This is a genomic window from Pseudonocardia sp. KRD291 (assembly GCF_019263595.1).
Classification (GTDB): Bacteria; Actinomycetota; Actinomycetes; order Mycobacteriales; family Pseudonocardiaceae; genus Pseudonocardia.
In genome coordinates this window covers 1-19,533 of sequence record NZ_JADQDD010000099.1, presented here as the reverse complement: position 1 = coordinate 19,533, position 19,533 = coordinate 1, and the positions used below count along the sequence as shown (strand labels likewise).

Below are 19,533 nucleotides of genomic sequence, written 5' to 3'. Positions count from 1 at the left end.
CCGTGAGCACTGAAACTGACAATGACAGGCTTGTCCCCGCAAAGCAAGAGCAGTGCTCTCGTTGTTGGAGTGGGTCCGGCTCCCGCCGACGCAGGAGCGGTGCGGCGTCACTGGCCGGTGGGCAAGCGCTACGGTCTGTGCCGTGCGGCTGGGGTACCTCTCACACGTCGCCGGCGACGACCCGGCGACCGTGTACCGGGAGACGATCGAGCTCGCCGTCCTGGCCGAGGAGCTCGGCTACTCCTCGTTCTGGGTGGCCCAGCACCACGCCGGTCACCTGGGCGGACTGTTGCCCTCCCCGCTGGTCCTGCTGGCCGCCGTCGCCGCGCAGACCCTGTCGATCCGGCTCGGCACCGGGGTCGTGGCGGCACCGCTTCAGGACCCGCTGCGGCTGGCCGAGGACGCCGCCGTGCTGGACGAGATCAGCGGCGGCCGGGTCGAGCTCGGCATCGGCGCCGGCGCGGACCCGGCCGCCTCCGCCCGGTCCGGGCGCGACCACGATCGACGCCACGCCGACTGCCGGGCCGTGGTGGACCGGCTGTGCGAGCGGCTCGGTGAACCCGACCTGACACCGGCCCGGCCGACGCTGCGCGACCGGATCTGGTGGGCGACCGGGTCGTCGTCCGGTGTCGACGAGGCGGCGGCGCGCGGGATCGGTGTCGTCTCCGGGCGTCCCGCGAGGTCGCCCGACGGCGCCGACACCGGTGTCGCCGCGGACCTGGCCCGGTACTGGACCTACGCGGCGGGACCGCCGCGGGTCCTGCTCTCGCGCCCGGTCCACCCGGGTCGCACGCCGGACGCGGTCGCCGCCGAGTGGGCCGACGACCCGGCCATGCCGTGGGCCGACGAGATCCTCGTGCAGGCCCAGCCCGCGACCGCAGCCGGCCAGGTGCACCGCACGACGATGCGGATGGTCGCCGAGCATCTCGGCCCGCTCCTCGCGGCCGGGGGACCGGCGCCGCCGGCCGCCGGCACCGGCCCGGTCGTCAGCCGCGCAGGGGCGCGATGACCTGCTCGGCGAAGCGCAGGACCGGCTCGGTCGAGCGCGGGTTCCCGAAGTCCATCACGACGTGCGCCACCCCGCGGCCGGCGTGGGCGGAGAGCTCCTCGACGAGCTTCTCGGAGTCCTGGTCGGTCACCGGCAGGGGGCGTTCGAGCGTCACCGACACCTCGATCGATGAGGGGTCACGACCGGCGCGCTCGGCCGAGTCGTGCACGATCCCCATCCGCCGGTTCCAGTCCCCGACCGAGCCGCGGGACGGCGCGTTCCACATGTCGGCGATGCGCCCGACCAGCGGCAGCCCGACCTTCTCCCCGCCGGCGCCGATGCACACCGGCGGGACGGTCTCGGGCAGCGGCGGCGCGGCCGCCCCGTCGATGCCGAAGTGGGTACCGGAGAACGACGGGTCCTCCTGTGTCCACATCAGCCGGCAGATCTGCACGAGCTCCTCGAGCTGGGCGAAGCGCACCGACGGCGCCGGGAAGTCGTAGCCGTAGGCGCGGTACTCGTCCTCGCGCCACCCCGCACCGATGCCCAGGACGAAGCGCCCGCCGCTGAGCACCTGCAGGGTCGCGGCCATCTTCGCGGTGAGCGCGGGCGGCCGGTAGCCGTGGCCGAGGACGTGGTGGCACAGCAGCACGTTCTCGTGGCGCGCCGCGAGCCAGGTCAGCGTGGTCCACGCCTCCAGGAACGGGTCGGACTTCGCGTCGAAGCCGTAGAAGTGGTCGGCCAGCCACAACGAGTCGAAGTGCGGGAGCGCGGCGGGCAGGATGTGCCGGTCCTGGAACTGCGCGATGGGCTGGTAGCCGCTGTCGCGGTTGCCGATCGCCGGGGACAGCCAGCCGAACTTGAGAGCCGTGGACATGCGCCCAGCCTGGCACGGGCCGGGACTCGCATCCGAGGCCGGCAGCGGCCGGCGGGCCGGTGCGGAGCGCACCGTCGACGCCGCGTGCCCCATGACGGCTACCGCGGCGTCGCTCCTGCGAAGGTGGTCACTCCCCGACACGAGGAGCGGACGTGGACCCGGCACACGGCACGTGGAGCGGCTCGGAGCAGGGCGCGGCGGCGCTGCTCTCGGCACTCGTTCGGCAGCGCAGCGTCTCCGGTGACGTGGCGGGCCAGGTCGCGGTGATCGACACCGTGCTGGCCGCCGTGCGGGCGGTCGCGCCGGACGTCGGGTGCGAGGCCGAGCTCGACGGCCCGCATCCGTGGGCGCTGCTGCGCACCGGAGGTGATCCCGGTCCGGCCGCTCCGCTGCTGTTCGCCTGCCACGTCGACACCGTGCCGGTCGGCTCGTCGGCCGACTGGAGCGTCGACCCGTTCGGCGGGGAGATCGCCGACGGCCTCGTGCACGGGCGCGGCGCGTCGGACATGAAGGCGGGGGTGGTCGCCTCGGCGGCCGCACTCGTCGAGGCCTGCCGCCGGGATACACCCGCGGCGCTGCTACTGACCAGCGACGAAGAGGTCGGCTGCCTCGGTGCCGTCCAGGCGCGGGACGTGGTGCGCGCACTCGCCCCGGGCGCCGTCGTGATCCCCGAGGCGACCCACAACCGGGTCCACCTCGGACACCGCGGCGCACTGTGGCTGCGCGTCGTCTCCCGCGGGCGGGCCGCGCACGGCAGCACGCCCGACCTCGGCGTCAACGCGATCGCGCGCCTGGCCGACCTGACCGTCCGGGCGCGTACGGAACTGCCGCTGGCCGCCGACCCCTTCCTCGGCCCCGAGACGGTCAACCTCGGGACACTGTCCGGCGGCACGGCGACCAACATCGTCCCGGACCGTGCCGAGGCGCACCTGGACCACCGCGTCGTCGGCGACGGCGCCGACCTCCTGGCGTGGTGGGAGCACCAACCCGAGGCGGACGAGGTCACCGTGACCTCGCGCCTGCCCGCGGTCACGACCGACGCCGGCGACCCCTGGGTCGCGCGACGGGAGCCGGCGTCCGAGCCGGTCCGCTACTTCACCGACGCCTCGGTGCTCGCCCCGGTGCTGCCCGGCGTGCCGATCGCGATCTGGGGACCGGGCGACCCGGCGCGCATGCACGCGGTCGACGAGAACGTTGCGGTGGCCGAGCTGGAGCACGCGATCCGGGCGTTCCGCGCCCTCGTCCGCTGAGCTCGGTTCATCGACGGGGCAGCCCACCGACACGACCGGGCCCGACGCGGACGTCGCGTCGGGCCCGGTCCTCGGGTGCGCCGCTCAGGCGGCGGGGCTCATCGCCTCCGCGAGGCGCAGGTGCGCGGCCGCGTCGTCGTGCCGGCTCAGCCGCTGCAGGGTCCGGCCCAGCAGCAGGCGGGCGTAGACGTCCACCGGGTTCTCCGCCACGAGCGTCCGCAGCTCCTGCTCGGCCCGGCCGAGCTGGGCGGAGTGGTAGTACGCCCGCGCCAGCAGCAGGCGCAGGGCGCTCGAGCCGGGCTCCTCGGCGACGAGCGCGGCCAGTGCCCGGGAGGCCTCGATGTAGTCGCCGGCGGCGAACAGGAACGTCGCCCGGTCGTAGCGATCGGTCACGGTGTTCATGTCTGGTCCTCCCCTTCTGCGGAGCGGGTACGTGGTTGATTCTTCAACCATGTCGGTGGAACCACGGGACGGGTGACGATGTTCCCGGCCCCCAGCCCACGCCCGCGGCCCACTCCCCGGCCGTCAGCCCTGGGCGTCGCGGACCGCGGCACGGTCGGCGGAGCTGACCGGGTCGAGCAGGTCGTCGACCTCGTGGTGGGTGCTCACGTACTTCGCGACGTAGGGGCACATGGCCACGATCCGCAGCCCCGCCCCGCGGGTGTCGGCGAGGGCGTGGGCGACGAGCTTCCCGGCCAGGCCTCGCCCGCCGAACCGCTCCTCGACCACGGTGTGGAAGAAGATCCGCCGTCCGTCCCGGTCGAGGTAGGCGGCGAACCCGGCCGGCTCGGCGTCGACGTCGATCTCGTACCGACTGCGGTCCGGCGCGTGTCGCAGCGCGATCGCGTCGGTGGTGGCGTCCTGGTCGGACGGCATGGGATCTCCTCGGGGACGTGTCGGATCGTGCGGGATGCCATTGTGCGTCGGCGGCCCGGCCGGCGGCAGCGGCCTCCTATCCGCCCCGAGGTGCGCCGAACAGGCCGTCCAGGTTCGCGATGCGCACACCGGTGCCGGTGTCGGCTTTCGCAGCCGGGGCCGGCGGTGCGGAACCTCGCGGGCTCGGGATGTCGATCACCGGGCCGGGTTGGCGGCGTGGTGTCCGTGTGGGGTCGATCCAGGCCGGTGGCAGGAACTCGGGGAGTCCGTCGCGGATGCGGACGGTCCATCCGGGGTGGTGGATCAGGCGGTGGTGCTGTCGACACAGCATCACCAGGTTGTCGATCTTGGTGTGGCCGAGGTCTTCCCACGGAATGATGTGGTGGACCTCGCACCACGACGGTGGCCGGTCGCAGCCGGGGTGGGCGCATCCGCGGTCGCGGGCGATCACGGCGCGGCGGAGTCCGTCGGGGATCGAGCGGGTGACGCGTCCGACGTCGAGGGGTTGTCCTTCGCCGTTGAGGACGATGGGCAGGACGGCGGCGTCGCAGGCGAGCATCCGCAGCGTCTCGGGTGAGGTCCTGCCGCCGAAGTCGAGCATGCCGTTGCGGGCGCGGGCTTCCAGGTCCTCGAGTCTGATGATGACCGAGATCTGCGGGCGCCGTCCGCCGGTCTCGGGAACCAGCGAGGTCGGGCCGTGGGACAGGGCGTACCCGCACACCTCGGCCAGGGCTTCGGCCTGGCGTTGGGCGGGTTCGCGGGTCTCGTCGGCCGTGGTCGGCTTGGACTTCGCGTCGATGACCGTGGCGATCGTGTCGAACATGGCGGCGTCGTCGAACCGTCCGGTGATCTTTCCGCCGGGCCGGTTGCGGTGGCGTACCAACCTGAGCTCGTTGACCTCGGGCTCGGGGTGGTCGTCGTCGGGGGCCGGGCCGTCCTGGTCGAGCTTGTCGACGAGTTCGGTTCCCCACGTCTGTAGCTCGGTTGGGGTGTAGTCGCTGCTCTTGGCGGCGAGTTCGGTTTCGGCGGCGGCCCAGACGGCCGGGGCGAGCCGGTCGGCGGCGCGGGTTCCGAGTACCTTCGCCACGACCTCGACGTGGCGCAGGCTGGTGCGTCCGGCGTCGAACACCGCGCTGGTGGCCGGTAGCCGCGGCGGCAACGCGGTGCCGTCCAGGGCGGTCTTCCCGACCACGTTCTCCGCGGCGGTGGTGTGGCGGCGGGCCTCGTGTCGTTCCCAGCCGAGGAGGTCGGCGAGGGCGGCGGTGCTGGTCTTGTAGCCGCGGGAGGTGAACACGTCGCGGCGTTCGGCGGCGGCCAGGACACCGACCGAGAGGTGATCGAGGCGCCGCCGGGCGGTCTCGCAGGCGATGAGCACGGAGATCTGCCCGGTGTCGTTCGCCCCGACGACGACCGCGCGCAGCTGTTCGACGGCCTCGATGAGGCGGTCGTGCGCGGCGGCGATCCGGGCGTCGGACATGGACCAATTGTAGTCGAACAAGTGTTCGCACTCTAGGTCCGTCGCCGCAGGTCAGCGACCACTCGACGCACGGCCGGAGCTCGACGATGCGGTCGTTGCGGTGCCGGTCGCGGTCGCGCTCGCCGGCATCCGGGCCACCACGTCATAACGACGGTGGAGTCCGTGGCACAAGGGGCGCGGCGGCGCCGTGACCGGGACGCCGCGCACGCCATGCATGCGTACCGCATCGCCAGTAGCGAGATCCCGCTCTCGGGCTCGCGCGCGCGACCTGACTCCGTCCGGGTCGGCGCTCGCCCGGATCCAGATCACGCTCATCGATCCCCTCCTACGAGGTCGGGCGCGGTCCCGAGGGGTCCCCTCGCTCACCCGGCGTCCCGAAGGATCCCTCCGTGCGCGGCGCGGCCCGCCACTGCCGGGCCCACCACGGCCGGGCGGGCACGCGGTGGCGCCGTCCGGAGGACGGCGCCACCCTCCTGCCCACCCCGACGGTCTCGTCGAGCGCCGCGGCGCAGAGGTCGACGACGGCCGGCCCACCGGTACGCCCGTGACGTGTGAGCCCGGCGGGTGTCGGAACTCTCGTGATTCGGACACAGCAGCCCAAGTTCGGCTGACCGTGCGGTCAGCGAGTCTTGGGTTGTGTCCCGTGCGAGAACGACGCCGACTCACTGCCGCGCTGCGGGACCGCCTGCCGGCCCATACGTTCGACCACCCGGCGCAGGTCGTCGAGGAACAGGCCGGCGAGGTCGGGGGAGAAGCCGTTGCGCACCACGATCCGGAGTGCGGCGATGTCCTCGCGGTGCGCGGGGAACGTGTAGGCGGGCACCAGCCATCCCGACTCGCGCAGGCCCGCCGACACGTCGAACACCGAGAACGGCTGCTCGCCGTCGATCACGAACGCGAAGACCGGCAGCTGCGACCCGTCGGTCAGCAGCCGGAACGGGCCGAGGTCGGCGATCGCGGCCGCCAGGTCGGTGGCGACGTCGCGGCAGGTCTGCTGCACCCGCCGGTAGCCGTCGCGGCCCAGGCGCAGGAAGTTGTAGTACTGCGCGACGACCTGCCCGCCGGGCCGGGAGAAGTTCAGGGCGAAGGTCGGCATGTCACCGCCGAGGTAGTTGACCCGGAACACCAGCTCCTCGGGCAGGGCCGCCTCGTCGCGCCACAGCGCCCACCCGACGCCCGGGTAGACCAGCCCGTACTTGTGGCCGGAGGTGTTGATCGATGCGACGCGGGGGAGCCGGAAGTCCCACACCAGCTCGGGGTCGCAGAACGGCGCCACCATCGCCCCGGACGCGCCGTCGACGTGCACCGGGACGTCCAGGCCGGTGCGCTCGGCCAGGTCGTCGAGCGCGGCGCAGATCTCGGCGACCGGCTCGTAGCTGCCGTCGAAGGTGGACCCGAGGATGGCGACGACGCCGATCGTGTTCTCGTCGCACTGCGCCACGGCCTCGGCGGCGCCGAGGTGCAGGCGGTCGCCCTCCATCGGCACCAGCCGGGGCTCGACCTCGAAGAAGTTCGCGAACTTGTCCCAGCAGACCTGCACGTTGACGCCCATGACGATGTTCGGACGGTCGGTCGGCTTTCCGGCGGCCCGGCGGGCCTGCTGCCAGCGGCGCTTGAGCGCGAGCCCGCCGAGCATGCAGGCCTCGCTGGAACCGGTCGTGGAACAGCCGATCGCCGTGGACGGGTCGGGCGCGTTCCACAGGTCGGCGAGCATCCGGACGCAGCGCTGCTCCAGGTCGGCGGTGCGCGGGTACTCGTCCTTGTCGATCATGTTCTTGTCGAACGACTCGGACATCAGCCGTTCCGCGTGCGGCTCGGCCCAGGTCGTGACGAACGTGGCCAGGTTGAGCCGTGCGTTGCCGTCGAGCATCAGCTCGTCGTGCACCACCTGGTACGCGACGGCGGCGTCCAGCTCGCCGTCGGGCAGTGTGAAGCGCGGCACCCGGACCGGTTCGCGGGCGAACACCGGGTTGACGTTGACGTCCTGGCGGTCGCCGTCGGTCTCGGACGGCTGGTGGGCGGTCGGCATGGGCGCAGGGTAGGCCCGGAGCCGGCGTCAGATCGGTCGCGTGGCCCGTTCGAGGAGCTCCAGCACGTTCTCGTAGGGCCGTCCGGTCGCCCGCGTCATCCCCAGCTCGCAGGTCCGGTTGCAGGAGACGTAGGCGTCGAAGTCCCCGTGCCGGTCCAGCTCGGCGGCCTGGCGGGCGGTCGCCGAGGCGGTCAGCTCCGGATGCAGCAGGCCGCGGTCGCCGGCGAACCCGCAACAGCCCCACTCGTCGGGGACGGTCACCGACGACGAGACGGCCGCGGTCACCTCGCGCAGCGCACCGGCGACCCCGAGCCGCGTCGCCGAGCAGGTCGGGTGCAGGGCGACGGCCCCGGCGGGTGAGGTGACCGCGAGCCGAGGCAGGACGTGCTCGGCGACGAACGCCACCGCGTCGACGACCCGGAGGGCCCGAAAGCGCTCCGGCCCCTTCTCGATCATGAGGCGGACGCCCTCGGTGCAGGACGACGCGTCCCCGACGACCGGCAGCGATCCGGAGCGCGTCGCCTCCCACAGCGCCGGCAGGACCCGGGACGCCATCTCCTCGTACCCGCGGGTCATGCCCTTGGACTTCCACGGCGTCCCGCAGCACAGCGACGGCATCGCCGGCGGCGTCGTGACCGGCACGCCGGCCCGCTCGCACAGCGTCCGGAAGGCGTCCGTGGCGCCGGGACCCTGCGCGGCCGCACCGAACATCGTGGCGGTGCAGGAGGAGAACAGCACCGCGACCGGGTCCGACGGCGCCGTCGGGGTGTCGCGCCGGCGCCCGCCCCCGGGCAGCTCCGGGGACCACAGCGGGACGGTGTCGTCGGCGTCGACGGTCCTGCGCGCGACCGCGTTCGCCCGGGAGACGACCGGGTCGGGCAGGAACGTGGCCGTGCTCAGCGCGGCGGCGGCGGCCCGGGTCGTCGCGTCCCAGTGCCGGGCGGCGACCGCCCAGCCCCTCGACGCCAGCGCTCCCGCCTGCTCGGCGCGCAGCCGGGTGACCAGGTCACCGGTGTTGATCAGGACCGGGCAGGCGGTCTGGCACATGCCGTCCGCGGCGCAGGTGTCGATGCCGTCGTACTCGTACTCGCGCCGCAGCGTGTCCAACAGGACGGTGTCCCCGGAGTCGCGTGCGCGCTGGATCTCGCGGCGCAGCACGATCCGCTGTCGCGGCGTCGTGGTGAGGTCCCGGCTGGGGCAGACGGGCTCGCAGAACCCGCACTCCACGCAGCGATCGACCTCGTCCTCGACGGGCGGGGAGGACTTGAGGTCCTGCAGGTGCCCGTCGGGCTCGTCGGTGATCACGACGCCGGGGTTGAGCAGCCCTCGCGGGTCGCAGAGCCGCTTGATCTCGCGCATGACGTCGTAGAGCTCGTCGCCGTACTGGCGGCGCACGAACGGGGCCATCATCCGGCCGGTGCCGTGCTCGGCCTTGAGTGAGCCGCCGTGACCCAGGACCAGCTCGACCATCTCGTCGGTGAACCGGGCGAACCGGTCCAGCGGCGCACCGTCGCCGAGGCGTTCGGTGAGCATGAAGTGGATGTTGCCGTCCTTGGCGTGGCCGAAGATGACGCAGTCGCGGTAGTCGTGGCGCTCGAACATCGCGGTCAGCTCCACGCAGGTCGGGAGCAGCTCGGGGACCGGGACGACGACGTCCTCGAGCAGCGCCGTCGTCCCCTGCGGGCGGGCGCCTGCGACCATCGCGTAGAGGCCCTTGCGGATGTGCCAGTACCCGGCCCGGGTCGCGGGCTCGGACGTCAGGGAGCCGGCCCCCACCAGCGGCAACCTGTCGAGGACGCGACGTGCCGACCCGGCCATGTCGTCCGCCTCGGAAGCGGAGTCGGCCTGGTACTCCAGCAGCAGCGCGGCGTGGTTCTCCACGGCCAGGGTGCGCAGCAGCTCGTCGGCCTGCGGGTCGGCCTGGCCCACCCGCAGCGACGTCGCGTCGAGGAGCTCGATCGTCGCCGGCCCGGTCCCGACGAGGGCGGGCAGCGCGCCGGTGGCGGCGGCGAGGTCGTCGAACAGGAGCAGCCCGGTGCGGGCGTGGGCGAGCACCGGGACCGTGCGCATCACGACCGAGGCGATGAACCCCAGCGTGCCCTCGCTGCCCACGAGCAGGTGGGCGAGGATGTCCGAGGGCCGGGTGTGGTCGAGCAGCGAGTTCAGCCCGTAGCCCATCGTGTTCTTCATCGAGAACTGCGCCTCGACGTGCTTGCGCAGGGCGGGCTCTCCCCGGACCCGGTCGCGGAGGCGCGCCAGGCCGGCGTGCAGCGCCGGCTCCAGCGCCGCCAGGCGCTCGTCCGCGTCCGGGGCGCCGGTGTCGACGACGGTGCCCGAGGGCAGCACGAGCACCACCGAGTCGAGGGTGGCGTAGCTGTTCGCGACGGTGCCGCAGGCCATCCCGCTGGAGTTGTTCGCGACGACCCCGCCGACGGTGCACGCACCCTCGCTGGCCGGGTCCGGGCCGAGCTTGCGGCCGAACCGCTGCAGGCGGGCGTTGACCTGGCGGATCGTCGCACCGGGGCCGATCCGCACCCGGGCGCCGTCGTCGAGGACCTCGATGTCGCGGAAGTGCCGCCGGGTGTCGACGAGGATGCCGTCGGTGCCGCCCTGCCCGGACAGGCTCGTCCCGCCCGAGCGGAACGCGAGCGGGACCCCCGAGCCGGCCGAGGCCGCGAACAGCCGCCCGACCTCGTCGGCGTCGGCGGCGGTGACGACCGCGCGCGGGGTGAGTGCGAAGTGCGAGGCGTCGTGGGCGTAGGCGAGCCGGTCGGTGGCGCGGGTGTGCAGCGACGACGGATCGCGCACGGCTCCGCGCAGCCAGGCCAGGAGGTCGGGGGAGCCGGTGACCGGCTGCTCGCACACATCGGAGGTCATGGCGATCCCATCCTGGGCGTGGAGAACCGGCGGTCAACGCCATCTCTACCGCACCGGGCCGGTGCGGGACAGCGGCTCACTGCCGGTGCTGGACGACGTTGACGACGTTCCCGTCGGGTGCCCGGACCAGGAACCGGCGCACGCCCCACTCCTCGGTGGTCAGCGGGTGCACGATCTCGTAGCCGTTCTCCAGCGCCTCGGCGTGGGCGGCGTCGACGTCCTCGGCGTGCACCGAGATGGCCGCGTCCTCGGGGGAGGTGGCGTCGCGCGTGACGAGCTGGACGTTCGCCCCGGTCTCGGGGCAGGTGTAGCGGGCCACCCACCCCATGCTGAACTCCTCGGTGCCCAGGCCGAGGAAGCCAGTGTAGAAGCTCTTCGCCTCGTCGACGTCGGCCACCCTCAGGTTGGCCGTGATGCGGAGCGCGCGCATGGAGGTCTCCTGTCCGTCACGGGGCCGACGCCGGTCGGTCGCGGATGGGATGGTTGCGCGGATGACGCGACGTCGTAAAGGGGACGGCCCCCGGTGAGCGCCGGACTGTACGAGATCACCGTCAACGCCCTGCTCGACCGCGGTACCGCACTGAGCCGCACCGAGTGGGAGTCCGCGGCGTCCCGGGTCGGTCGCGAGCGCGTACCTGCGCTGCTCGTCGAGCTCACCGACGCCGCCCTGATCGGCGGTGACGTGCTGCCGCGTGCCGTGGCCGACGCCTGGTCCGGACCGGCACGGCCCGAGCGGCGTCTCGACCCCGAGCAGTGGGTGGAGCTGTTCGGGGCCGCCGGCTACACCGTCGACGGAGAGCCCGCGCCGCGACCGGGCGTGCCGGTCCGGCTGCACGGCACCGGGGAGGGGGACGTTGCGGGTCTGGCCTGGACCGAGGACCGCGCCGGGGCACCGGGCCACACGACGCTCGCGCCGCCGGAGGCGTTGCTGGCCCGGGTCACCGCCGCGGACGGCCGCGTCGAGCACCTGGTGGACCCGTCGCTGCTGGGCCCGGTCACGGCCGTGTGACCTCTGCCGGCACCGGGACCCGGGGCCGGGCCCGGACGAACAGCGACGCGGCCAGGGCGACCAGCCCGATGCAGCCGGCGACGACGAACGCCGTCTGCAGGCCCGCCGCGTCCGGCCCGCCCGTCGGCGACACCGAGCCCAGGGCGGCCACGGTCACGAACACCGCCGTGCCGAACGCGCCGGAGACCTGCTGCAACGTCGAGAGGATGGCGCTGCCGTGCGAGGTCAGATGGTCGGGCAGGACGCCCAGCGACTCGGTCATCAGCGGGGTCATCATCAACCCGAGCCCCGCCATCAGCAGGACGTGGATGCCGATCACCGCGTTCAGCGACGACGCCGGGCCGAGGGTGGCGAACAGCCACAGCGACGCGGCCATGGCCACGGCGCCGGGGATGACCAGCGGCCGGGCACCGAACCGGTCGAACAGCGCGCCGACCGGGCGTCCCAGCAGGCCGAGGACCAGGCCGCCGGGCAGCACCGCCAGGCCGCTGACGAACGTGCTCGTCCCCAGCACCGTCTGCAGGTAGAGCGGCAGCAGGATCGCCGAGGCCCCGATCAGGCACATGAACAGCGGGACGCTCAGGGCGATCGCGACCGCGAACGGGCGGTGGGTGAACGGGCGCAGGTCGAGCAGGGCCCGGTCGTCGCGCTGCAGCCGGAGCTGGCGCGCCACGAACACCGTGAGCGCGACCACCCCGACCACGATCGGGACCCACGGCGGGACCGCGTGCCCGCCGCCCGAGGACTCGCCGAGCGTCGAGAGCCCGTAGAGCACCCCGCCGAAGCCCACCGCGGAGAGCAGGACCGACGCCACGTCCAGCGGCACCGCGCGGGTCGTGCTGTCCAGGCGCAGCCACACGGCGCCGATCACGAGCGCGGCCAGGGCCAGCGGCAGCACGATCCAGAACATCCAGCGCCAGCCCAGACCGGCCAGCACGGCGCCGCCGATGGTCGGCCCGATCGCCGGGGCGACCGCGATGACGATCGTGATCGTGCCCATGGTGGCCCCGCGCCGCGCGACCGGGACGAGCCGCATCACCGAGGTCATCAGCAGCGGCAGCATCACCGCGGTGCCGGAGGCCTGCACGATCCGCCCGGCCAGCAGCACCTCGAAGCCGGGTGCGATCGCGCAGAGCAGGGTGCCCAGGCTGAACAGGCTCAGCGAGGCCACGAAGATCGCTCGCGGGGTGAATCGTTCGAGCAGGAACCCGGTGGTCGGGATGACCACGGCCATCGTCAGCAGGAACCCGCTGGTCAGCCACTGCACGGTCGAGGTCGGGACGCCCAGGTCGACGGTCAGGTCGCGCAGCGCGACGCTCAGGATCGTCTCGTTGAGGATCATGACGAAGGCGGAGACGACCAGGACGCCGATCAGCAGCCCGGCCCGCCGGGGCGCGGGGCCGATGGACACGTCCTGGTCGATCTCGATCTTCACGTTTCCCTCTCACCGCAGGCGGGTCTCCCGGCTGGGCCGCCACGTCCCCCGACGACGCTACCGGTTAAGTCACTCAGCTGATTGAGAGATGCGGCACGGCGTCGCCCGCCGGTCCGGGTGGCGTTCGGCCGTTCGGGTTGCCGTGGTGACACGCCGACCCTACGGTCGAGGTCCGGGCCGCCGGCGGCTCGGCGTTGTGCCCCGGACCCGGCATATCGGTCGTGACGAGACGGCGGGACGGGGCATCGGCGTGGTCGATCCGGGCAGGTCCTCGTCGGTGACGCGGAACCAGCCCGTCGCGTGTCCGCGGCGGGCGGCGACCGACGCCCTGCTGATGGCGGCCGGACGAGGCGACGTCGACGCGTTCGCGCGGCTCTACGATGCGACGGCCCCGACGGTCCTCGCCATGGTGGGCGAGGTGCTGCGGGCGCCGGCCCGGGCCGAGCGCGTGCTCGAGGAGGTGTACCTCGTGCTCTGGCGCTGTGCTCCCGCGTTCGATCCCGCGGTCCGGTCCGCCGAGGCGACCGTGCTGGACACCACCCGACGGGTGCTCGTATCCCCGGTCCGCGATGTCGTCGCCCGCGGACCCGCCCGACGGCCGCGGCCACGGCACTGACCGGTTGACAGGGCGCGATCATGAGGGAAGGTCCCCTCGTGAGGCACCCGACGGCACACCTGGCCAACCTCGACCTGAACCTGCTGGTCACCCTGCGGGAGCTGCTGCGCGAGCGGAACGTGACCCGGGCCGCGGCGCGGATCGGGGTCACCCAGCCCGCCGCCAGTGCGTCGCTGTCGCGGCTGCGCCGCCACTTCGACGACGAGCTGCTGGCCCGCCGGGCGGGCGGCTACGTGCTGACCCCGCTCGCGACCCAGCTCGCCGACCAGGTCGAAGGCGTCTGCGCGGCGGCGGAACGGCTGTTCGGCACCGGGCACGGGTTCGACCCGGCCTCGTCGCGGCGCGGGTTCACGCTGCTGGTGGCCGACTACACCGTCGCCGTGCTCGGGTCGTCGCTGTCCGCCGCGCTGGCCGAGCGGGCACCCGGCGTCGACCTGCACCTGCGCCTGGTCCGGGAGGCCTTCGCCGCCGACATCGGCGAGACGATCCGGCTGATCGACGGCATGGTCGCGCCGCCCGCGGCCCGGTTCGACCTGCCGGAGCTGCGGTCGGTGGAGCTGTTCTCCGACCGGTGGGTGTGCGTGATGGACGCGGCGAACCCGGTGGCCGGGCAGGGCCCGCCGACACTGGAGACGCTGGCGCGGATGCCGTGGGTGGTGCCGTTCCAGCCCGACCGCGGGTTCGCCGCGTCGGCGCCGATGACCCGCCAGCTCACCCGGCTCGGGCTGGAGCCGGAGATGCGGGTGCGCGTCGAGAGCTACCTGGCGGTGCCCCATCTGGTGACCGGTACCGACCGGGTGGCGCTGATGCAGGAGCGCCTGGCCGACCAGGTCGCCGAGCGCCTGGGGCTGCGGGTGCTGGAGTGCCCGGGGGAGCCGGCACCGATCCGGGAGCGTCTCTGGTGGCACGCCGACCTGGACGGCGACCCGGCGCACCGCTGGCTGCGCGAGACACTCGTCGAGCTCGCCGCGGCCCTGTGAGCTGCGGACCTGTGACCTGTGACCCTGCGAACTGTGGCCCTGTGAGCTGCGACTATCGATGCGCCTGATGGCTTGGCAGGCGAATCGTCTATTTCCGCGGCACGCCCGGGCGTTCCTACGGTGTGACCCATGCCGCACGCGCTCACCGACCTTCCGGTCCACACGGTCGTCCGCGACCGCCCTGTCCGGGCCGACGATCCCGCCGAGCACACCGTGGCCGCCGACGTGTGCGTCGTCGGCGCCGGGATCGCGGGCCTCTCGGCCGCGGTCGAGTCCGCGAAGCTGGGCCGCGAGGTGGTCCTGGTGGACGCGCTGCCGGTGCTCGGCGGCCAGATGGTGAACTCGCTGATCGGGCTGTTCTGCGGCGTGTTCGGCAACGCCCCGGAGCACCGTCGGCTCACCCGCGGGATCTTCGACGACATCTTCGCCGAGCTCGAGCCGACCGGCGACATGTTCTACCGGGTGGGGCACACCACGACCGTCGGCTACGACGAGGTCCGCCTCGGGCGCTGGGTCGAGGACACCGTCCGTGCTCACGGGATCCGGGTGCTGACCGGCGCCTCGATCGTCGCGGTCGAGCGGGACGGGCGCCGGGTGCGCTCGGTCCGGTTCGCGACCCGCTACGGGTCGGTCGAGGTCACCGCGGCCGGGTTCGTCGACGCCAGCGGCGACGCCGCGCTGGCCTGGGCGGCCGGTCTGGAGTGCCGGCTGCCGGACCGCGAGATCTACGGCAGCCAGCAGCTGGTGGTGGAGAACCTGGACGAGACCCAGCAGCCCGAGCCGGCCGACCTCGCCGCCCGGGTCGGGGCCAAGGCCGCCGAGTACGGGCTGCGCCGCCACGACGGGCTCGCGTTCTTCTTCCCCGGCCGCGGCACCGCGGTGCTGAACATGACCCACATCGAGGCCCCGCTGGACCCGATCGCGGCGGCGCGGGCGCAGATGGAGGGCAAGATCCAGGCCGACCGGGTGGTCGCGTTCCTGCGCACGGAGTTCCCGGAGGTCTTCGGGAAGGCCACCGTGCGCTCCTACGGCCTGCCCGGGCGCCGGCAGACCCGGTGGCTGCGCGGGGTGCACCAGCTCGGCGTCGACGAGGTCCGCTCCGGGGTCCGCTTCCCGGACGCGGTCGCCCGCACCGCGTGGCCGATCGAGCTGCACGACACCCCGCAGGGCTACGTGTGGGAGACGTTCGGCCCGGAGCACCTGCACTACGTGCCGCTGCGGTCGATGACGCCGCCGGACGCGGACAACCTGCTCGCCGCCGGGCGCTGCGTCGACGGCGATGCCGCGGCCCTGTCCAGCGTGCGGGTGATGGGCCCGTGCGCGGCGATGGGCCACGCCGCCGCGCACGCGTTCGACCTCGCCCGCGACGGCAGCGTGCACGACGTCGACACCGCGGCGCTGGCCGGGCGCATCGCCGAGAACCTCGATGACTGACCCGGAGGCGAACGCATGATCCTGACCGACACCGAGCGTGCGATGCGCGACGGCGCGGAGGGCCCGGCCGTCGCGGCGGCGATGGACCTGCTGGTGCGCTACGGCGAGGCGCTCGACGCCGAGGGGCTCTGCGAGGTCCGCAACGTCGCCGGGACCACCACGCAGCCCTCCCCGGCCAAGGCCCGACTGGTCGCCGAGGGTGGCTGGGACAAGGCGTTCTCGGTGATCAACCTGGACTCGGACGAGGACCTGGAGATCCCGCCGATGGCCGTGCCGACCTGCCAGCTGCAGCAGGGCTTCGGCCCGGACTCGGTCGGCACCGTGCCCTACCCGGCGGACTTCGTGGCGCTGCAGTCCGACGCGGAGGTGTTCTACGGCCGCCGCGGGGTGTCGATCCTGGCCACCTGCACGCCGTACCAGGTCGGGAACCTGCCGGTCCGCGGCGAGCACTGCGCCTGGATGGAGTCCTCGGCGGTGGTCTACGCCAACTCGGTGCTCGGCGCCCGTACCAACTGCGAGGGCACCGCGTCCACCGGTGCGGCGAGCCTGACCGGGCGGGTGCCGTGCTGGGGCAACCACCACGACCGGCACCGCCGCGGCACCCACCTGGTGCGGGTGGACACCCCGGTCGCGACGTTCCAGGACTGGGGCCTTCTCGGCTACTTCGTCGGCGACGTCGTGCAGGAGGCCCGCCCGGTCGTCACCGGGGCGCACGCGCTGCCGGACCTGACCGACCTCAAGCACTTCGGAGCCGCGGCGGCGTCGTCCGGCGGGGTGGAGATGTACCACGTCCCGGGCGTCACCCCGGAGGCCCCGACGGTCGAGGCCGCGTTCGGCGGGCAGCCCGTCCCGGAGGCGGTCGTGTTCGGCGAGGCCGAGCGGCGGGCGACCTACGCGCGGCTCAACGACCAGGGGTCGAGCACCGACGTCGACTTCGTACTGCTCGGCTGCCCGCACGCGTCGCTGGACCAGATCCGCGACGCCGCACGCGCCCTGGAGGGCCGCCGGCTGCACGACGGGACCGAGCTGTGGATCATGGCTCCGCGGGCGCTGGCGGTGGTGGCCGAGCGCAGCGGCTACACCGCGGTGATCGAGGCCGCGGGCGCGAAGGTGCTCACCGACTCCTGCCCGGCGATGTCGCGGACCGCCCCGCCCGGCACCCGGGTGTTCGCCACCGACTCGGCGAAGCAGGCGCACTACCTGCCCGCGATCCTCGGGATCGAGGCCTGGTTCGGCACCACCGCCGAATGCGTCGACGCCGCGGTCACCGGCCGCTGGCGGGGGGAGCTGCGATGAGCCGCATCCGGTCCGACGCGACCCGCGAGCCGGCGGCCCCGACCCTCGAGACGGCCCCGGCCCGCGAGACAGCGCCGTCCGCGGGCCGGGTGCTGCTGCGCGGGCGCACCGTGGTGCCCGGCGTCGTCGAGGGCGAGGCCCTGGTCTCGCACGAGACGATCTCCGGATGGGGCGGCATCGACCCGGCCGCCGGCACCATCATCGAGCCGCGCCACGAGCTGTTCGGCGTGTGCTTCACGGGGAAGATCCTGGTGTTCCCCGGGGCCAAGGGCTCCTCGGGCTGGTCCGGGTTCTTCCAGACGACGCGGCTGCTCGGGACCGCGCCGATCGGGATGGTCTTCGCGGTCACCACGACGAAGGCGGCGCTGGGTGCCGTCGTCACGCGGGTGCCTGCCCTGTCCGACCTGGACGGCGACCCGGTGGCACTGCTGCGGACCGGGGACGTGGTCCGGCTCGACGCCACCGCCGGCACGGTCGCGCTCCTGCACCCGGCGCCGGGGACGGGGGCCGACCGGTGAGGGTCCCCGTGCTCCGGGTGGACGAGCTCGCGCCCGGCGAGCACCGGGTCGTGCAGGTCGGGAAGCGCTCGATCGGCGTGTTCCGGGTCGGCGACGAGTTCTTCGCCCTCGCCGACCACTGCCCGCACCAGGGCGGGCCGCTGTGCCGTGGCCGGGTCGCGGCGGCGCCGACATCCGGCCTGCCGGGCGAGTTCGGGATGGCCGACGGCGCGTTCGTGGCGTGCCCGTGGCACGGCTGGGAGTACGACGTGACCACCGGGCAGTCCTACTTCGGCCCGGGCGAGGCGCCGGTGCGCAGCTACCCGGTCTCGGTCGAGCCGGCGGCGGCCCACCCGGCAGCGGCCCACCCGACGACGGGGCGCCTGCCCGGCCCGTACGTCGCCGACACCTACGACGTCGCGATCGAGGACCGCTACGTCGTGATCGACACCGCGGGCCGCCGCACGCGGGCCGACGACGAAGGAGACGGCCGATGAGCACGTCGCAGGCCGTACGCCCGCGCCCGGCACGCACCCGGACGCCGGTGATCGACGCCGACATCCACCCCTCGGTCGACCCGGCCCGGATCGCCGACCTCCTGCCGGAGCCGTGGCGGCGCCGGTACACGCGCTTCGGGGTGCGCAACGCCGCCCCGCCCGCGGTCTACCCGCGGATGCGCAACGGCGGCATGCGGCTCGACTCCTACCCCGAGCAGGGAGCGCCCGGCAGCGACCTGGGGATGCTGCGCGCGCAGCTGCTCGACGCCTACGACGTCGCGGCAGGGGTGCTGATCCCGCTGCAGAGCCACACGTTCGGCGCCGAGGAGCCGGAGTACGCCGCCGCGCTGTGCCGGGCGCTCAACGAGGCCCTGGTGGCGGACTGGCTCGACCCGGAGCCGCGGCTGCGCGCCAGCATCTGCCTGCCGCACGAGTCGCCGGAGCACGCGGTCGCCGAGATCGAGCACTGGGCGGGCGACCCGCGGTTCGTGCAGGCGCTGTTCCCGAGCGGGACCCACCTGCCGATGTCGGACGCGAAGTACCGGCCGATCTACGACGCGGCCGCGGCGCGCGGGTTGCCGGTCGCGGTCCACCTCGGCGGCACCGAGGGCCACCGCGGGGACGGCTGGCCGTCGTTCTACCTGGAGCAGCACGCCTGGTACGGCAACGCGATGGCGGTCGCCCTGACCGGGCTGGTCGCGGGCGGTGTGCTGGCCCGGACGCCGGGGCTGCAGCTGGTCCTGGTCGAGGGCGGGGTGTCCTGGGTGACGTCGCTGCTGTGGAGCCTGGACGAGGCGTGGCCGCTGATGCGCGACGACATGCCGGGGGTGACCCGCTCGCCGTCGGAGCAGGTCCGCGAGCAGTGCTGGTTCACCACGCAGCCGATCGAGGAGTCGCCCGATCCCGCCCACCTCGCCGCGACCCTGCGCCACTCCGGGCTGACCGACCGGATCCTGTTCTCCTCGGACTACCCGCACTGGGACTTCGACGCGCCGGACACCGCGCTGCGGGTCCTGCCGGCGGACCTGCGGACGCCGATGATGAGCGCCAACGCGGCCCGGCTCTACGGGCTCGACCCGGCCGTTCCTCCGAGTGTCCCGGCGCCGAGTGTCCCGGCGCCGAGTGTCCCGGCGCCGAGTGTCCCGGCGCCGAGTGTCACGACGCGGAGCGCCCGATGACCGCGGGGGAGACGGTGGCACCCGCCCGGCCGGAACCGGGAGCCGTCGACACCGACGTGCACTGCGCGCCGGCGTCGCTGGCGACGCTGCGCCCGTACCTGAGCGCCTACTGGCTCGACTACCTGCAGAACGCGAACCTGGCGCTGTCGCCGTCACAGGGCGGGGCGTACCCGCCGCAGGCCCCGCCGTCGGCCACCGACCGGGCGCGGGCGGCGGG

General features: G+C 73.9%; 18 protein-coding genes and 1 pseudogene. 11 read left to right on the top strand and 8 right to left on the bottom strand.

Annotated features, from left to right (window positions below; translation table 11 throughout):
- Positions 1–142: 142 nt before the first annotated feature.
- On the top strand, positions 143–1,009 hold the full coding sequence (locus I4I78_RS15660) for an LLM class flavin-dependent oxidoreductase (RefSeq protein WP_218612059.1): 867 nt from the start codon (positions 143–145) through the stop codon (positions 1,007–1,009).
- On the opposite strand, the gene I4I78_RS15655 is transcribed toward I4I78_RS15660, so the two are convergent.
- Positions 987–1,865, bottom strand: a complete 879-nt coding sequence (locus I4I78_RS15655) for an LLM class flavin-dependent oxidoreductase (RefSeq protein ID WP_218612058.1) — start codon at positions 1,863–1,865, stop codon at positions 987–989. The two genes, I4I78_RS15660 and I4I78_RS15655, sit on opposite strands and share 23 nt — an antisense overlap.
- Positions 1,866–2,017: 152 nt before the next feature.
- Here I4I78_RS15655 and I4I78_RS15650 point away from each other — a divergent pair, with 152 nt between their 5' ends.
- A complete protein-coding gene (locus I4I78_RS15650; RefSeq protein WP_218612057.1) occupies positions 2,018–3,115 on the top strand; it encodes a M20/M25/M40 family metallo-hydrolase in 1,098 nt (365 codons plus the stop codon).
- Between the two features lie 84 nt (positions 3,116–3,199).
- Here I4I78_RS15650 and I4I78_RS15645 read toward each other — a convergent pair whose 3' ends face one another.
- The 6 genes from I4I78_RS15645 to I4I78_RS15620 form a co-directional block, all read right to left on the bottom strand.
- On the bottom strand, positions 3,200–3,517 hold the full coding sequence (locus I4I78_RS15645; protein WP_218612056.1) for a tetratricopeptide repeat protein: 318 nt from the start codon (positions 3,515–3,517) through the stop codon (positions 3,200–3,202).
- A 123-nt stretch (positions 3,518–3,640) separates the two neighbouring features.
- Positions 3,641–3,991, bottom strand: a complete 351-nt coding sequence (locus I4I78_RS15640; RefSeq protein WP_218612055.1) for a GNAT family N-acetyltransferase — start codon at positions 3,989–3,991, stop codon at positions 3,641–3,643.
- 76 nt (positions 3,992–4,067) lie between these two features.
- Positions 4,068–5,468, bottom strand: coding sequence for an HNH endonuclease signature motif containing protein (locus I4I78_RS15635; protein WP_218612054.1), 1,401 nt, complete (start codon positions 5,466–5,468; stop codon positions 4,068–4,070).
- 619 nt (positions 5,469–6,087) lie between these two features.
- A complete protein-coding gene (locus I4I78_RS15630) occupies positions 6,088–7,497 on the bottom strand; it encodes a glutamate decarboxylase (protein WP_218612053.1) in 1,410 nt (469 codons plus the stop codon).
- 27 nt (positions 7,498–7,524) lie between these two features.
- Positions 7,525–10,374 carry an FAD-binding and (Fe-S)-binding domain-containing protein gene (locus I4I78_RS15625; RefSeq protein WP_218612052.1) on the bottom strand — a complete coding sequence of 950 codons (2,850 nt, stop codon included), beginning with the start codon at positions 10,372–10,374 and terminating at the stop codon, positions 7,525–7,527.
- A gap of 76 nt (positions 10,375–10,450) precedes the next feature.
- Positions 10,451–10,804, bottom strand: coding sequence for a VOC family protein (locus I4I78_RS15620; protein WP_218612051.1), 354 nt, complete (start codon positions 10,802–10,804; stop codon positions 10,451–10,453).
- 93 nt (positions 10,805–10,897) lie between these two features.
- Between I4I78_RS15620 and I4I78_RS15615 the strand changes: the two genes are divergently transcribed.
- Positions 10,898–11,383 (top strand): hypothetical protein, encoded by a 486-nt coding sequence (locus I4I78_RS15615; protein WP_218612050.1) that lies wholly within the window; start codon positions 10,898–10,900, stop codon positions 11,381–11,383.
- On the opposite strand, the gene I4I78_RS15610 is transcribed toward I4I78_RS15615, so the two are convergent.
- Positions 11,370–12,818: a DHA2 family efflux MFS transporter permease subunit gene (locus tag I4I78_RS15610; RefSeq protein WP_308252139.1), complete on the bottom strand. Its 1,449-nt coding sequence runs from the start codon at positions 12,816–12,818 to the stop codon at positions 11,370–11,372. The genes I4I78_RS15615 and I4I78_RS15610 overlap by 14 nt on opposite strands.
- 277 nt (positions 12,819–13,095) lie before the next feature.
- Between I4I78_RS15610 and I4I78_RS15605 the strand changes: the two genes are divergently transcribed.
- From I4I78_RS15605 to I4I78_RS15570, 8 genes and pseudogenes are all read left to right on the top strand, one after another.
- Complete coding sequence (locus I4I78_RS15605; protein ID WP_218612049.1) at positions 13,096–13,434, top strand: hypothetical protein; 339 nt, start codon at positions 13,096–13,098, stop codon at positions 13,432–13,434.
- A gap of 38 nt (positions 13,435–13,472) precedes the next feature.
- The gene (locus tag I4I78_RS15600) at positions 13,473–14,414 is read left to right on the top strand and encodes a LysR substrate-binding domain-containing protein (protein ID WP_308252138.1); all 942 of its coding nucleotides are present in this window, start codon (positions 13,473–13,475) and stop codon (positions 14,412–14,414) included.
- Positions 14,415–14,543: 129 nt separating this feature from the next.
- Positions 14,544–15,848: an FAD-dependent oxidoreductase gene (locus I4I78_RS15595; protein WP_218612047.1), complete on the top strand. Its 1,305-nt coding sequence runs from the start codon at positions 14,544–14,546 to the stop codon at positions 15,846–15,848.
- A gap of 15 nt (positions 15,849–15,863) precedes the next feature.
- Positions 15,864–17,144, top strand: coding sequence for an aconitase X catalytic domain-containing protein (locus tag I4I78_RS15590; protein ID WP_218612046.1), 1,281 nt, complete (start codon positions 15,864–15,866; stop codon positions 17,142–17,144).
- A complete protein-coding gene (locus I4I78_RS15585; RefSeq protein WP_218612045.1) occupies positions 17,141–17,662 on the top strand; it encodes an aconitase X swivel domain-containing protein in 522 nt (173 codons plus the stop codon). Before I4I78_RS15590 ends, I4I78_RS15585 begins: the two co-directional genes overlap by 4 nt.
- Positions 17,659–18,138 carry a Rieske (2Fe-2S) protein gene (locus I4I78_RS15580; RefSeq protein ID WP_218612044.1) on the top strand — a complete coding sequence of 160 codons (480 nt, stop codon included), beginning with the start codon at positions 17,659–17,661 and terminating at the stop codon, positions 18,136–18,138. The genes I4I78_RS15585 and I4I78_RS15580 overlap by 4 nt, the downstream gene beginning before the upstream one ends.
- A complete protein-coding gene (locus I4I78_RS15575) occupies positions 18,135–19,316 on the top strand; it encodes an amidohydrolase family protein (protein WP_218612043.1) in 1,182 nt (393 codons plus the stop codon). The genes I4I78_RS15580 and I4I78_RS15575 overlap by 4 nt, the downstream gene beginning before the upstream one ends.
- Positions 19,313–19,533 (top strand): annotated as a pseudogene (locus tag I4I78_RS15570) (hypothetical protein); the annotation flags it as partial. The gene I4I78_RS15575 and the pseudogene I4I78_RS15570, both read left to right, overlap by 4 nt.

Coding starts and splice junctions, on each gene's coding strand:
- I4I78_RS15635 (WP_218612054.1), bottom strand. CDS start 5,468: ATGTCCGACGCCCGGATCGCCGCCGCGCACGACCGCCTCATCGAGGCC.
- I4I78_RS15640 (WP_218612055.1), bottom strand. CDS start 3,991: ATGCCGTCCGACCAGGACGCCACCACCGACGCGATCGCGCTGCGACAC.
- I4I78_RS15595 (WP_218612047.1), top strand. CDS start 14,544: ATGCCGCACGCGCTCACCGACCTTCCGGTCCACACGGTCGTCCGCGAC.
- I4I78_RS15620 (WP_218612051.1), bottom strand. CDS start 10,804: ATGCGCGCGCTCCGCATCACGGCCAACCTGAGGGTGGCCGACGTCGAC.
- I4I78_RS15645 (WP_218612056.1), bottom strand. CDS start 3,517: ATGAACACCGTGACCGATCGCTACGACCGGGCGACGTTCCTGTTCGCC.
- I4I78_RS15585 (WP_218612045.1), top strand. CDS start 17,141: ATGAGCCGCATCCGGTCCGACGCGACCCGCGAGCCGGCGGCCCCGACC.
- I4I78_RS15625 (WP_218612052.1), bottom strand. CDS start 10,374: ATGACCTCCGATGTGTGCGAGCAGCCGGTCACCGGCTCCCCCGACCTC.
- I4I78_RS15655 (WP_218612058.1), bottom strand. CDS start 1,865: ATGTCCACGGCTCTCAAGTTCGGCTGGCTGTCCCCGGCGATCGGCAAC.
- I4I78_RS15630 (WP_218612053.1), bottom strand. CDS start 7,497: ATGCCGACCGCCCACCAGCCGTCCGAGACCGACGGCGACCGCCAGGAC.
- I4I78_RS15590 (WP_218612046.1), top strand. CDS start 15,864: ATGATCCTGACCGACACCGAGCGTGCGATGCGCGACGGCGCGGAGGGC.
- I4I78_RS15575 (WP_218612043.1), top strand. CDS start 18,135: ATGAGCACGTCGCAGGCCGTACGCCCGCGCCCGGCACGCACCCGGACG.